12 protein-coding genes are annotated in these 13,836 nt (G+C 73.6%); 6 read left to right on the top strand and 6 right to left on the bottom strand.

What is annotated here, in order from left to right:
* The first annotated feature begins 25 nt into the window (after nucleotides 1-25).
* Nucleotides 26-661 carry an alpha-ketoglutarate-dependent dioxygenase AlkB gene (locus tag C8054_RS10920; RefSeq protein WP_107156644.1) on the top strand — a complete coding sequence of 212 codons (636 nt, stop codon included), beginning with the start codon at nucleotides 26-28 and terminating at the stop codon, nucleotides 659-661.
* 70 nt (nucleotides 662-731) lie between these two features.
* Nucleotides 732-2,039, top strand: coding sequence for a uracil-xanthine permease family protein (locus tag C8054_RS10915; protein WP_107156643.1), 1,308 nt, complete (start codon nucleotides 732-734; stop codon nucleotides 2,037-2,039).
* A gap of 105 nt (nucleotides 2,040-2,144) precedes the next feature.
* On the opposite strand, the gene C8054_RS10910 is transcribed toward C8054_RS10915, so the two are convergent.
* Together C8054_RS10910 and C8054_RS10905 are read right to left on the bottom strand one after the other, a co-directional pair.
* Nucleotides 2,145-4,634, bottom strand: a complete 2,490-nt coding sequence (locus C8054_RS10910; protein WP_107156642.1) for a DNA topoisomerase (ATP-hydrolyzing) subunit A — start codon at nucleotides 4,632-4,634, stop codon at nucleotides 2,145-2,147.
* Nucleotides 4,635-4,666: 32 nt separating this feature from the next.
* Entirely contained in the window at nucleotides 4,667-6,808 is a 2,142-nt protein-coding gene (locus C8054_RS10905; protein WP_306766810.1) for a type IIA DNA topoisomerase subunit B, read from the bottom strand.
* 278 nt (nucleotides 6,809-7,086) lie between these two features.
* Between C8054_RS10905 and C8054_RS10900 the strand changes: the two genes are divergently transcribed.
* Nucleotides 7,087-8,343 carry a hypothetical protein gene (locus tag C8054_RS10900; RefSeq protein ID WP_107156641.1) on the top strand — a complete coding sequence of 419 codons (1,257 nt, stop codon included), beginning with the start codon at nucleotides 7,087-7,089 and terminating at the stop codon, nucleotides 8,341-8,343.
* 104 nt (nucleotides 8,344-8,447) lie between these two features.
* On the opposite strand, the gene C8054_RS10895 is transcribed toward C8054_RS10900, so the two are convergent.
* Nucleotides 8,448-9,080, bottom strand: a complete 633-nt coding sequence (locus tag C8054_RS10895) for a methyltransferase domain-containing protein (RefSeq protein WP_107156640.1) — start codon at nucleotides 9,078-9,080, stop codon at nucleotides 8,448-8,450.
* Entirely contained in the window at nucleotides 9,080-9,517 is a 438-nt protein-coding gene (locus C8054_RS10890; protein ID WP_107156710.1) for an Rrf2 family transcriptional regulator, read from the bottom strand. The genes C8054_RS10895 and C8054_RS10890 overlap by 1 nt, the downstream gene beginning before the upstream one ends.
* A 153-nt stretch (nucleotides 9,518-9,670) precedes the next feature.
* Here C8054_RS10890 and C8054_RS10885 point away from each other — a divergent pair, with 153 nt between their 5' ends.
* The 3 genes from C8054_RS10885 (at nucleotide 9,671) to C8054_RS10875 (ending at nucleotide 12,503) form a co-directional block, all read left to right on the top strand.
* A complete protein-coding gene (locus C8054_RS10885; RefSeq protein ID WP_107156639.1) occupies nucleotides 9,671-10,885 on the top strand; it encodes a globin domain-containing protein in 1,215 nt (404 codons plus the stop codon).
* A 65-nt stretch (nucleotides 10,886-10,950) separates the two neighbouring features.
* Nucleotides 10,951-11,820 carry an alpha/beta fold hydrolase gene (locus C8054_RS10880; protein ID WP_107156638.1) on the top strand — a complete coding sequence of 290 codons (870 nt, stop codon included), beginning with the start codon at nucleotides 10,951-10,953 and terminating at the stop codon, nucleotides 11,818-11,820.
* Between the two features lie 53 nt (nucleotides 11,821-11,873).
* Nucleotides 11,874-12,503, top strand: a complete 630-nt coding sequence (locus C8054_RS10875) for a hypothetical protein (RefSeq protein WP_107156709.1) — start codon at nucleotides 11,874-11,876, stop codon at nucleotides 12,501-12,503.
* 57 nt (nucleotides 12,504-12,560) lie between these two features.
* Here C8054_RS10875 and C8054_RS10870 read toward each other — a convergent pair whose 3' ends face one another.
* On the bottom strand, nucleotides 12,561-12,755 hold the full coding sequence (locus C8054_RS10870; protein ID WP_107156637.1) for a GTPase activator: 195 nt from the start codon (nucleotides 12,753-12,755) through the stop codon (nucleotides 12,561-12,563).
* Between the two features lie 93 nt (nucleotides 12,756-12,848).
* A complete protein-coding gene (locus tag C8054_RS10865; RefSeq protein WP_107156708.1) occupies nucleotides 12,849-13,739 on the bottom strand; it encodes a DUF72 domain-containing protein in 891 nt (296 codons plus the stop codon).
* Nucleotides 13,740-13,836 lie beyond the last annotated feature (97 nt).

The raw sequence follows: 13,836 nt of genomic DNA, 5'->3' as shown, positions 1-13,836 counted from the left end.
CGACCGTCGGGGTACGATCGCCTGCGTGTCCGACGTCGCGTACCAGCCCTCGATGCTCGACCTGGCCGAGCACGGGCCGACCCTCGGTCCGCTCGCGGGGCGGATCCGGCACGAGCTGAGCCGGGGCGCCTGGGTCGACCACCTGCCCGGCTGGGTGCGGGGCTCCGACGCGGTGCTCGACACGCTCCGGCACGACGTGCCGTGGCGGGCCGAGCGTCGCACCATGTACGACACCGAGGTCGACGTGCCGCGCCTGCTCTGCTGGTACGCCGGCGGCCGACCGCTGCCCCACCCGGTGCTCACCGCCGCCCGCGACGCGCTCACCCGGCACTACGCACCCGAGCTGGGGGAACCGTTCGTCACCGCCGGCCTGTGCCTCTACCGCGACGGCCGGGACAGCGTCGCCTGGCACGGCGACACCAAGGGCCGCTCCGCGCACACCGACACCATGGTGGCGATCGTCTCGTTCGGCTCGCCCCGCCCGCTGCTGCTGCGCCCGCGCGGCGGGGGCGGCCCCGGCGTGCGCTTCCCACTCGGCCACGGCGACCTGGTGGTGATGGGCGGCTCCTGCCAACGCACCTGGGAACACGCCGTGCCGAAGACCACCCGCCCGGTCGGGCCCCGGGTCAGCGTCCAGTTCCGCCCCGCCGGGGTGGCCTGACCCGGCCCCGTGCTAGAAACAACTCCCAGGGTCGATCCCGCCCCCGTCACCCGAGACAAAGGGCGAGGCGATGACCCAGCTCCCCACGATCCGCCGCTCCCCGTGGAGCCTTCACGGCGACGGCCGGTCGGTACGCCCCGGCGACGTGGTCCGTCCCGACGAACGGCTCTCCTGGCCGCGCACCGTCGGGGTGGGCGTGCAGCACGTGGTCGCCATGTTCGGCGCCACCTTCACCGTGCCGCTGATCACCGGCTTCCCGCCGGCCACCACGCTGTTCTTCTCCGGCCTGGGCACGCTGCTGTTCCTGCTGATCACCGGTAACCGGCTGCCGTCGTACCTCGGTTCGTCGTTCGCGTTCATCGCCCCGGTGATCGCCGCCAAGACCGACGGCGGCATCGGCGCGGCCCTGGGCGGCATCGTGGTCGCGGGCGCCGCGCTGGCGCTGGTCGGCGTCGTGGTGCACGTGGCCGGCGCCCGGTGGATCGACGCCCTGATGCCGCCGGTGGTCACCGGCGCGATCGTCGCGCTGATCGGGCTCAACCTCGCGCCGGTCGCCTGGGACGGTGCCGGCGCCGGCACCGGCGTCAAGGCGCAACCGCTGATCGCCGTGGTCACGCTGCTGGCGATCCTGGTCGCCACCGTGCTGTTCCGCGGTTTCCTGGCCCGACTGTCGATCCTGCTCGGCTTGGTGGTCGGTTGGCTGGTCGCGGCGCTGACCGGCCAGCTCGACCAGCAGGCGGTCACCGGGCTGCGGCAGGCCGCCTGGGTGGGGCTGCCGGAGTTCCACACGCCCAGCTTCAGCCTGCGCGCCGTGGTGCTGGTCATCCCGGTCATCCTGGTGCTGATCGCGGAGAACGCCGGGCACGTCAAGGCGGTCGCGGCGATGACCGGCCGCAACCTCGACCGGCAGATGGGCCGCGCGTTCCTCGGCGACGGCGTCGCCACCGTGCTGGCCGGCGCCGGCGGCGGTTCCGGCACCACCACGTACGCGGAGAACATCGGCGTGATGGCCGCGACCCGCGTCTACTCCACCGCCGCGTACTGGGTGGCCGGCGGCACGGCGATCCTGCTCGGGCTCTGCCCGAAGTTCGGCGCGCTGATCCTCACCGTGCCGGCCGGCGTGCTCGGCGGCGCCACCACCGCGTTGTACGGCCTGATCGCGGTGCTCGGCGCCCGCATCTGGATCGAGAACCGGGTCGACTTCCACGACCCGGTCAACCTGTTCACCGCCGCGGTCGCGGTGATCGTCGGCGCCGCCAACTACACGCTGACCGCCGGTGACCTCTCCTTCAACGGCATCGCGCTGGGCACCGCCGCCGCCCTGGCGATCTACCACGGCATGCGCCTGATCGCCCGCCTCCGCAACACCACCCCCTGACCCTCGCCCCGGGCCCTCTTTCACGGAAAGAGTGGCTATCCGGGGCGGAATAGCCACTCTTTCCGTGAATCAGCGCGCGCCGGGCGGGGTGGGGGTGGGGTGGGGTCAGTCGCGGTCGATGTGGTGGCCGATGACGGTGGGGCCGAGCATCACGGCGAAGCCGGAACCGTCGCGGCGCGGGTCGGCCGGGGGCAGGTCCACCGGGTCACCGTTGGCCGTCGCGCCCACCGGCCGCGGGCCGATCCAGGCCACCGACAGCTCCACCTCGCCCTTGAGGAGCCGCTGCGCGCGCACGCCGCCGGTCGCCCGTCCCTTCGCCGGGTACGCCGTCATCGGCGTCACCTTGACCGTGGCGCCGGTCGAGGTGACCACCATCGGCTCGCCGTGCCGCGGATCGTCGGTGCGGACCGCGCCGAAGAAGACCACCCGCGCCCCCGCCGGGAGGTTGATGCCGGCCATCCCGCCGCCCTTGACACCCTGCGGACGGACCAGGGACGCCGGGAAGCGCAGCAACGACGCCTCCGAGGAGACGAATGCCAGCGCCTCGGTGCCGTCGGCCAGCCAGGACGCGCCGACCACCTCGTCGCCCTCCCGCAGCGAGATCACCTCGAACTCGTCCGAGCGGACCGGCCAGTCGGGCGCGCACACCTTCACCACGCCTTGCCGGGTGCCCAGCGCCAGACCGGGCGACCCCTCGGCGGACGGGCCCAGCGGCGCCAACCCGACCACGGTCTCCCCCGGCGCCAACGGCGCCAGCTCGGCGGCCGACATGCCGCCGCGCAGCGACACCGTGCCGGACTGCTCCGGCAGCACCGGCAACGGCAAGACGTCGATCTTGAACGCCCGGCCGGCGCTGGTGACCAGCAGCACCCGCCCCCGGGCGGTGGAGTGCGCCACCGCGCGTACCGCGTCGTGCTTGACCCGGCCGCTGCGGCGACGCGCCTCGGCCGCCTCCTCCGACTCGGCCGCGGTGCGGGCGACCAGCCCGGTCGCGGAGAGAATCACCTGGCACGGATCGTCGGCGACCTCCAGCGGGCCGGCCGGCACCGAGGCGGCGAGGACCTCCTTCAGGTCGCCGTCGACGAGGGTGGTGCGCCGCGGCACGCCGAACTGCTTCACCACCGCGGCCAGCTCGTCGGAGACCAGCTTCCGCAGCACCTTCTCGTCGTCCAGGATCGTCGACAGCTCGGCGATCTCGCCGCGCAGCTTCTCCTGCTCGGTCTCCAGCTCCAGCCGGTCGTACCTGGTCAGCCGACGCAACGGGGTGTCCAGGATGTAGCTGGCCTGGATCTCGGAGAGCGTGAACCGCTGCATCAGGCCGTCCTTGGCGGCCTGGGCGTCCTCGCTGGCCCGGATCAGCTTCACGACCCTGTCGATGTCGAGCAGCGCGATCAGCAGCCCGTCGACCAGGTGCAGCCGCTCCTCCCGCTTGCGCTTGCGGTACGCGGTGCGCCGGGTCACCACCTCGTAGCGGTGGGACAGGAACACCTCCAGCAGCTCCTTGAGCCCGAGCGTGCGCGGCTGGCCGTCCACCAGCACCAGGTTGTTCACGCCGAAGGACTGCTCCAGCGGGGTCAGCCGGTAGAGGTCGGCCAGCAGCGCCTGCGGGTTGACGCCGACCTTGCACTCGACCACCAGGCGGGTGCCGTTCTCCCGGTCGGTGAGGTCCTTGACGTCGGCGATGCCGGTCAGCCGCTTGGTCTTGTTGACCTCGTTGGTGATGGCCGCGATGACCTTCTCGGCGCCGACGCCGTACGGCAGCTCGGTGACGGTGATGGCCTGCCGGCCCCGGCTGCCCTCCAGCGGGCCGATCTCCACCCGGCCACGCATCCGCACCACGCCGCGCCCGGTCTCGTACGCCCGGCGCACCTCGTCCAGGCCGAGCAGCAGCCCGCCGGTGGGCAGGTCGGGGCCGGGCACGAACTCCATGAGCTTGTCGAGCGTGGCGTCCGGGTGGTTGATCAGCCAGCGGGCGGCCTGGACCACCTCGCCGAGGTTGTGCGGAATCATGTTGGTCGCCATCCCGACCGCGATCCCGGACGCGCCGTTGACCAGCAGGTTCGGGAAGGCGGCCGGCAGCACGGTGGGCTGGGTCAGCGAGCCGTCGTAGTTGGGCTCGACGTCGACGGTGTCCTCACCCAGCTCGCCGACGAGCAGCATGGCCTCCCGCGACATCCGGGCTTCCGTGTAACGCGCGGCGGCCGGTCCGTCGTCCGGGCTGCCGAAGTTGCCGTGCCCGTCGATGAGCGGGACGTTGAGCGAGAAGTCCTGCGCGAGTCGCACCATGGCGTCGTAGATCGCGGTGTCGCCGTGCGGGTGGTAGCGACCCATCACGTCGCCGACCACGCGGGCCGACTTGACGTGGGAGCGGTCCGGCCGGAACCCCGACTCGTGCATCGACCACAGGATGCGCCGGTGCACGGGCTTGAGCCCGTCCCGGGCGTCCGGCAGGGCGCGGGAGTGGATGACCGAGAACGCGTACTCCAGGTAGGAGTCGGAAACCTCGGTGACCAGCGGGTTGTCGAAGACCCGGGCGCCGGCCTGGTCGAAGGCGGAGAGGTCGGCCTTCGCGCGGTCGTCCTTGCGGCGTGCCATGGTGCAGCTTCCTTCCGAAACGAACGCGGTGGTCAGGCGTCGATGGCGTCGCGGTCGACGCGGTCGGCGGAGTCGATGAGCCAGTTGCGGCGGGGCTCGACCTTCTCCCCCATGAGCAGTTCGAGGATCCGCTCGGCGGCGTCGACGTCGTCGAGCGTGATCCGGCGGACCGCCCGGGTGGCCGGGTTCATGGTGGTCTCCCACAGCTCGTCGGCGTCCATCTCGCCGAGGCCCTTGAAGCGCGGGATCGGGGTGACGATCTGCTTGCCGGCCTTCTCCAGCTTGCGGACCGTCGCCTCCATCTCGGCCTGGGTGTAGGTGTAGACGGTCTGCGGGTTACGCCCCCTGGTGGTGATCTTGTGCAGGGGCGGCATCGCGGCGTAGAGCCGGCCGGCCTCGATCAGCGGGCGCATGTAGCGGGCGAAGAGCGTGATCAGCAGCGTCCGGATGTGCGCGCCGTCGACGTCCGCGTCCGCCATGATCAGGACGCGGCCGTAGCGCAGCGTGGACAGGTCGAACGTCCGTCCGGAGCCGGCGCCCAGCACCTGCACGATCGCCGCGCACTCGGCATTGTCCAGCACCTGCTGGAGGTTGGCCTTCTGCACGTTGAGGATCTTGCCGCGGATCGGCAGCAGGGCCTGGTACTCGGCGGATCGGGCCAGGCGCCCTGTCCCGAGGGCGCTGTCCCCCTCCACGATGAACAATTCACTTCTGTCGATGCCTCCGGCGCGGCAGTCGACCAGCTTGGCCGGCATGGCCGCGCCCTCCAGCGCGGTCTTGCGGCGGGCGGCGTCCTTCTGCTGCTTCTGGGTGAGCCGGACCCGGGCCGCGTCGACGATCTTCTGGAGCACCGTGCGGGCCTCGGCCTTGGTGCGGCGGTCGTCCAGCCAGCTCTTGAGGTGCGCCTCGACCAGACCCTGGAGCACCTTGGTGATGCCGGCCGTGGAGAGCTCGTCCTTGGTCTGCGAGGTGAACTGCGGCTCCGGGATGCGCACGTGCACCACAGCGGTCATGCCCTCCAGGACGTCGTCCAGGGTGGGCGCGTCCTCCTTGGGCTTGAGCAGACCCCGGGTGGTGCGGGCGGCCTCCGCGAGAGTGCGGGCCAGCGCGCGCTCGAAGCCCTTGCGGTGGGTGCCGCCGTGGGCGTTGCGGATGGTGTTGGTGAAGCACTCGACGGTGCGGTCGTAGCCGGTGCCCCAGCGGAACGCGATCTCGACCTCGGCGCGACGCTGCACGTTGGACTGCATGACGCCGTTGGCGTCGGCGGCGTTCTCGCGGTAGGTGCCCTCGCCGGTGACCAGCAGCGTGCCGGAGACCGGGCGGTCACCGGCCGGGGCGAGGAACTCCACCATGTCGGTCAGGCCGTCGGGGAAGTGGAAACGCTCCTCGACCGCCTCCTCGCCGGTCTCGTCGCGCAGCCGGTAGGCCACGCCGGGGACCAGGAAGGCGGTGTTGCGCAGCTTGAGCCGGACCGCCGCGGTGTCGAGCGTGGCGCCGGTCTCGAAGTACCGCGGGTCGTGCCACCAACGGATCGAGGTGCCGGTGCGCTGGCCGCGCTTCACCGCGCCGACGACCTGGAGACCGGGACCGGGGGTGAACGGCGCGTCCGGGCCGTCGCCGTCGAAGATCCCCGGTACGCCGTGGCGGAACGACATGGCGTGCACCTTGCCGGCGCGGCGGACCGTGACGTCGAAGCGGCGGGAGAGCGCGTTGACGGCGGAGGCGCCGACGCCGTGCAGGCCGCCGGAGGTCTTGTAGCCGGAGCCGCCGAACTTGCCTCCGGCGTGCAGCCGGGTGAGCACCAGCTCGACGCCGGAGATGCCGGACTTGGCGTGCACGTCGGTGGGGATGCCGCGGCCGTCGTCGTCGACCTGGACCGAGCCGTCGGCGTGCAGGATCACGTCGACGGCGGTGGCGTGACCCGCGACACCCTCGTCGGTGGAGTTGTCGAGGATCTCGTTGACGAGGTGACCCACGCCACGGCTGTCGGTGGAGCCGATGTACATGCCGGGGCGCTTGCGGACGGCGTCGAGGCCCTCCAGATGGGTCAGGTCGTCGGCCCCGTAGAGCGTCTCAGGCTGTGCGGTCAACTGGTCGTACTCCCAGGTCTCGGCGGTGTGGTGCCGTTCACCGTGAGCGGTCCCACGGCGATCGCCGGGCGCGGCGCGCCGCAGCGAGCCTAGCCCGGCGCTCCGACAGGTCCGATGCACCCGGGTGCGGTGTTGCCCGGTCGACCTGCGGGCCGCCCCCGGCGGCGGTGCCCGACGACGACGGAAAGGCGTCCCTGCCCGACAACGACCGGGCCGCCGCTCGTCTTCCCGGTCGCTCGCGGGCGGATTGTGAACACCGGTCGTGACCACGTGTCCGGGCATTGACGCCCGTCACACGCCCGTGATGTGATCGCCACCTCAGAGGATCTTTCACGTTTCTATGTGTGAGGGTGAGGTGGGGCATGTCCGTGTTCCGTCGTTCCGTGCTCGTGGCGGCGCTGGCGCTCGCCACGGCAGCGCTGCCGGCCGCCGTGGCGCCCGCCGCGCCCGCCGCCGCGGCGCTGCCCACCGCCGCGGTGGCGTTGGGTGACAGCTTCATCAGTGGCGAGGGCGCCGGCGGGTACGCCCCGGTGGTCGACGTCAACGGCGTCGCGCAGGGCTTCCCCGGGTGGTCGGCGGCGAACGCCAACGCCTACTTCTGCCACCGCTCACCGAACGCCTCGCTGTTCCGGGCCGACCTGCCGGGCATCGCCGCGCGGTTCAACCTGGCCTGCTCGGGCGGGCAGCCCTACGACATCGCCAACGCCTCGGCCGGCCGCGCCAAGGGCCGGCAGGTGGCCGCCCAGCTCGACCAGCTCCGCTCGGTGGCCCGGACCCACGACATCGACCTGGTGCTCGTCGGGCTCGGCTCGAACAACAGCTCCTTCACGTTCGGCAGCGTGGCGGAGAAGTGCGCCAACCGGTTCATCGCGGACGCGTGGACGGGCTGGTGGGAGTTCTGGGCGTACCTGGGCGGGCCGGTGGAGCAGAAGCCGTGCACCGACGCCGACCTGGGCACCGCCGCGCAGTTCTCGGCCGCCACCGCGGAGACCACGGCGGCGCTGCGGCAACTGCTCACCACGCTCGACGAGGTCGACGCGGACGGCCAGCACCGGGTGGTGTTCCAGGACTACACCAACCCACTGCCGTACGAGCTGGACCAGAGCTACTGGAGCGAGGACAGCCGGGACGACACCCGGGACAAGTTCCGCGCGCTGGGCGCGGAGCGGTACGCGGCCGGCTGCCCCATCCACCGCGCCAGCCTGGCCCCGGGCCAGCGCTTCTCCCAGGGGCTCGGCACGCTGGTCAGCTCCGTTCGCGGCACGCTGGCCGCCGAGTTCCCGGCCGACGACCTGGTCTACCTGAACGTGCAGCGGGCGTTCGACGGCGCCCGGCTCTGCGAGTCGGCGGGCAGCCCGGCCAACACGCTGGCCACCCCGATCCGGCTGATGGACGGCCCGAGCGGCACCTTCGTGACCAGCCTCTCCGGCTACGACAAGCTGGACATCCAGCGGATCGCGAACGCCTGCGGCACCTACTTCCAGACCTGCCAGGAGTCGTGGCACCCGAGCGCCGCCGGCCACCAGGTGCTCGGCCGCTGCCTGAGCGGAGCGGCGGTGACCGGGGCCCGCGCCGTGTCCTGCGTCCGCGCCCCGGACGGCACGATCAGCGTGAGCTGACGCCACCCCGGCCCAGCGGGAGCGGACGCCACCCGACCAGCGGGCGCTGAGGACGCCGGCCGGCAGTCACCGGCCGGCGTCCCCGCGCGTGGGCACGCGGACGGTCAGGCGCGGGTCGCGGTGCCGAGCACGTGCGGCGAGGCGGGCGCCGGGATCCCGGCGGCGGGGAAACGGAACCGGTCCAGCCCGGTCACGGTGAAGCCGGCGGCCCGGATCGCGCCCACGGTGTCGCGGGCGGTGTGGCAGCCGGCGCAGAGCAGCGGCCAGAGCGTCGCGTCGGCGAGCCGCTGGGCCCGGCGCAGGCCCGGTGTCGACGCGACCACGTGCTCGTAGAAGCGCAGCTCGCCGCCGGGCCGGAGCACCCGGCGCGCCTCGCGCAGCGCCACCGCCTGGTCGGGCACCGAGCAGAGCACCAGCGACAGCACCACCACGTCGACGGCGCCGTCGGCGACCGGGAGCGCCTCGGCCACACCGGCGGCGACAGACACCGGAACCGGGGCGGTGGTCGCGGCGGCCCGGGCGAGGGCGCGCAGCCGGGGTTCCGGCTCCACGGCGAGCACCCGGGTCACGGTCGGCGGGTAGTGCGGCAGGTTGCGTCCGTTGCCGGCGCCGACCTCGACCGCCCGGCCGTGCAACCCGGCGACCAGGCGCCCCCGGTGCGTGGCCGCGCCGGCGGCGTCCATCGCGACGCTGGCCCGGGCGAAGAGCCGGGCGAAGACCGGGTGCGAGACGCCCATCAGGGGACGGCCGGCCGGGCGCCGAGGCTGAGCAGCAGCGGGCCGGCCGGGCCGTCGACCAGGTCGCCGAGGCGTACGCCGTCGAGCACGGCGAGGAACGCGGCCTGGGCCCGGCGCAGCTCGCCGCGCAGCCGACAGCCGGTGACCAGCGGGCAGGCCGGTTCGGCGCAGTTGACCACCTCGTCGTCGCCCTCGAAGGCGCGCACCACCGCGGCGACGGTCACGTCGCCGGCGTGCTCGGCGAAGGCCACCCCGCCGGAGCGGCCCCGGATGGTGACCAGGACGCCGAGCCGCTGCAACCGCTGCACCACCTTGGCCACGTGGCTGCGGGGCAGGGCGAGCCGGGTGGCCAACTCGTCCACCGTGGCCCGGACCGGGGACGCCGCGGTCAGCATGGCGATTCGCAGCGCCATGTCGGTCGACCGGTTGAGCCTCACACCACGACAGTAGTCACTGGACGCCGTGGGCGACACGGGCCGATCGACGGTGATCCGCGCCACGTCCGTTCCGGGACCTTGGACCCTGAAGAGGAATCTTTGACTCCTGTTTCGTGGTGGTCGACCCCGTTCGACGCCAGAAGGAGACAAGCCGTGCTCTCGGAATCCTCCGCCGCCGTGGTGACCGCGACCCTGCCCGCCGTCCGGGCCCACGGCGAGGCGATCACCGGCCGGTTCTACCGACGGATGTTCGACGCCCACCCGGAGCTGCTCGACCTGTTCAACCGGGGCAACCAGGCGACCGGCCAGCAGAAGGCCGCGCTCGCCGCGGCGGTGGTCGCGTACGCCGGGCACCTGACCGGGGACGCCGCCGGCCTGCCGTGGGGGCCGGTCCTGGACCGGATCGCGCACAAGCACGCCTCGCTCGGCATCACCGCGACCCAGTACCCGATCGTCGGCCGGCATCTGCTCGCCGCGGTCGCCGAGGTGCTCGGCGACGCCGTCACGCCGGCGGTCGCCGCCGCCTGGGACGAGGTCTACTGGCTGCTCGCCTGCGAGCTGATCGCCCGGGAGGCGCGACTGTACGCCGGCGCCGGCGTGCCGGAGGGCGGCCCGGTGTGGCGGGACTGGCGGGTGACCGGCCGGGCCCGGGCGACCGCCGACGTCGTCTCGTTCACGCTCGCGCCGGCCGACGGCGGCGCGGCCCCCGACTTCACGCCCGGCCGGTACGTCTCGGTCGCGGTCGACCTGGACGACGGTCGGGGACAGCAGATCCGGCAGTACAGTCTCTCCGGCCGACCGGGTGCCGCCGAGTGGCGGATCACCGTGAAGCGGGTCCGTGGTCAGGCCGGCGCGCCGGACGGCCTGGTCTCCGGGTACCTGCACGACCGGGTGTCGGTGGGCGACACGCTCCGGCTGAGCCCGGCGTTCGGCGAGGTCGACGCGACCGGTGACGGCGGGCCGCTGCTGCTGGTCAGCGCCGGCATCGGGATCACCCCGGCGATGGCGACGCTGGCGCACCTGGCCGAGCGGGACCCGCGCCGAGAGGTGACAGTGGTGCACGCCGATCGCGCCGCCGCCGCCCACGCGCTGCGGCACGAACTGCCCGCGATGCAGGAGCGGCTGCCGAACCTGGCGGTCCACCTCTGGTACGAGGACACCGCCGACGCCGAGTTGCCCCCGCTGAAGGCGGAGGTACGCGCCGGCCTGGTCGAGCCGGCCCGGATCCCGGTCGCCGCCGGGGCCACGGCCCACCTGTGCGGCCCGATCGCGTTCATGAACCTGGTCCGTGGTGACCTGCTGCGCCGGGGTGTGCCGGCCCGGCGGATCGCCTACGAGGTCTTCGGCCCCGGGATGCTGCCCGGCTGACCGGCCGGGATGGGTGCGACGGGTCCACCCACCGTTTGCTACCCACCGGTAGCTAGGCTGGGCCGGTGAGTGGCGAGTACGCGCAGGAGTACGTGGACGTCGACGGCGCCCGGCTCGGCGTCCAGGTCTATCCGGAGCCGGCCGGGCCACCCGGCGCGCCGGTGGTGGTGATCTGGCCGGCGATGGGCGTCCGGGCCCGCTACTACCGTCCGTTCGCCGCCGCGCTGCGCGACGCCGGGCTCGCGGTGATCGTGGCGGACCTGCGTGGCACCGGGGAGAGCACCCCGGCGCCGGCGCGCACCTGCCGGTACGGCTACGCCGAGCTGGCCACCGACGTCGGCGCGGTGCTGGACGCGCTCAAGCCCCGGTTGGACGGCCGCGTCCGGGTGCTGCTCGGGCACTCCCTCGGCGGGCAGGTGGCGGTGCTGCACCAGGCGCTGCACGACGCCGGCCGGGTGGACGGGCTGGCGCTGGTGGCGGTGGGCCTGCCGTGGTGGCGCCGCTACCCGGGCCGACGCGGCTGGGGCGTGCTGCCGTACACCCAGGGCATCGCCGCGGTGGCCCGGCTGCTGGGGGTCTGGCCCGGCTGGGGGTTCGGCGGCCGGCAGGCGAGCGGCGTGATCCGCGACTGGGCGCACACCGCCCGGACCGGCCGGTTCCCGGCGCTCGACGGCGTCGACGCGGAGGCCGCCGTGCGGCGGATCCGCACGCCGGTGCTCGCGGTCAGCGTCGACGACGACCAGTACACGCCGCACGAGACGCTGGACCACCTCTGCGACAAGCTGACCGGCGCGCCGGTGACCCGGCACCGCTACACGGTGGCCGAGGCGGGCGCCGCGCTGGACCATTTCACCTGGGTCCGCGCGGCGGCGCCGCTGGCCGCCCGGGTGGCCGCGTTCGCCGGCGCGCTGCCGGGACGAATCCCGGGGGCGTGAGCCGGCCGAGGACGGGTATGCCGCACCGCCCGAACACGGCGGAGGGGGATCAGATGTCCGAACGGCACACCGCGTTGCGCTCGATGCACGACCTGGGCCTGGCGGCCTGGTTCGGCGGCTCACTGATGGGGGCGCTCGGCGTCAACGGCGCGGCGGCACGAATCGACGACACGACTCAGCGACTGCCGGTGGCCTCGGCCGGCTGGGCGCGGTGGACCCCGGTGAACGCGGCGGCGATCGGCGCCCACCTGGCCGGCGCGGTCGGTGAACTGGTCACCGAGACCCCGCGGATGGCCCGGCAGTCCGGGGTGGGGAAGGCCAGCGCGGTGAAGACCGTGCTGACCGTCGGCGCGCTGGCGGTGACCGGCTACAGCCGGCTGGTCGGCATGCGACTGGAGAAGGCGGGCGGGCCGCCCGTCGACGGGATCACCGAACCGAACCACCACACGCCGGCCACCGTCGCGGCCAGCCAGCGGCAGATGAAGCTGCTCCAGTGGGCGGTGCCGGCGCTGACCGGCGCGCTCGTCGTGATGACCGCCTACATGAGCGAGCAGCAGAAGCCCGGTCAGGTGTTCCGCGGCATGCTGGACCGTGCCGGCGGGCTGATGTCCGCGCCGAAGAACCTCGGCAAGATGGCCGCCGTGGGCGCGGCCGGCCGTCAGTTGGTCGCGTCCGGCCGCTGAGCCACCGCGCGGCCGGCGACCCACATCGGGGTGGTTCGCCGGCCGCGCGGTGCCCGGTCAGGAGCCGGTGCCGTCCTCCCCCGGCGCGCCGGGCGCGGACGGTTCGTTGTCCGGCACCGGCGACCCGGTCACCGGTCGCCCGGTGTCGTGCACCAGGTCCGGGGCCATGCTGCCGCCGTGCGCCTCCTCGGCCTCCCGGGTCGCCCGGGGATCCCGGCCGTCCGCTGTCGTCTCGTCCCGCCGTTCGTCCATCTGTTCGTCCCCCTCGCTGTCGTCCCTGGCCGGTACCCGTGCGGCAGCCGGAAAAACCCGGGGTGCTCCGGTGGGCCGGTCAGGGCGCCACCGCTAGGCCCGCACGGCGGCGGGCACCACGCCGAGCAGCTCGGCGAGGCGGGCGGCGTCCCGTTGGGCCTGGTCGCCGCAGCAGTTGTTGGTCAGCACGTGCAGCTCGGCGCACTGGTCGGCCAGCTCGCGCAGCAGCACGGACCAGTGCCGCAGCTCCGAATCGCCGTAGGCGTAACGGAACCGCTCCTGCTTGTCGCCGCTGGACCAGGCGTCGCTGTGCCCGTGGAACCGGACCACCGCCAGGTCGGTGGTGGCGACCAGGATCGGCGGCACCGAGGAGACGTGGCCCTGCGGCATGTCCACACAGCCGTATCCGAGGCCGTGCTCGCGCAGGAACGTCACGGTGTCGACCACGGCGTCCTCGGTGAACCAGGAGGAGTGACGCAGCTCGACGGTGACCGGAAAGGGCCGGCACCGCTGCGCGGCGGCCAGGATCCGCCGCCGGGCCGCTTCGCCGCGGGCCAGCCACGGCGGGAACTGCAACAGCACCGCGCCGAGCCGGTCGGCCGCCGCGAGTGGCGCCAGCGCCGCGTGGAACCGGTCCCAGAGCTGGTCGTACGCCCCGGCGGACAGGTCGCGCCACCGGATCCGGCTCGGGCCACCGGTCGGCCGCAGGTCCTTCGGCAGCGCGTCGACAGGCGTGTGGTGGCCGGTGAAGAGCCGGAACGCCTTGACGTCGAAGGTGAAGCCGGGCGGGGTGGCGTCCGCCCACGCCGTCGTGGTCTCCGGCGCCGGCACGGCGTAGTACGAGGTGTCCACCTCGACCAGACCGAAGCGCTCGGCGTACCAGCGCAGCCGGCCGGCCGGCGTGTTGGCCCCGCGCGGGTACCAGCCGGAACGGACCAGCATCTGATCGGCCCACGAGGACGTGCCCACCTTGATGACACCCATGTCGTTCAGTTCACCGCGAACCGGACGGACCGGCAACCGGAGGCTCCGGTGTGGATCGCCGCAGTTGTCGGTGCCGGGTCGTACCGTGACCCGGGAA

It is taken from the genome of Micromonospora sp. RP3T (assembly GCF_003027925.1).
GTDB lineage: Bacteria > Actinomycetota > Actinomycetes > Mycobacteriales > Micromonosporaceae > Micromonospora.
Note: the sequence above shows the minus strand (reverse complement) of the source record. Positions and strands in the feature narration are given on the sequence as shown.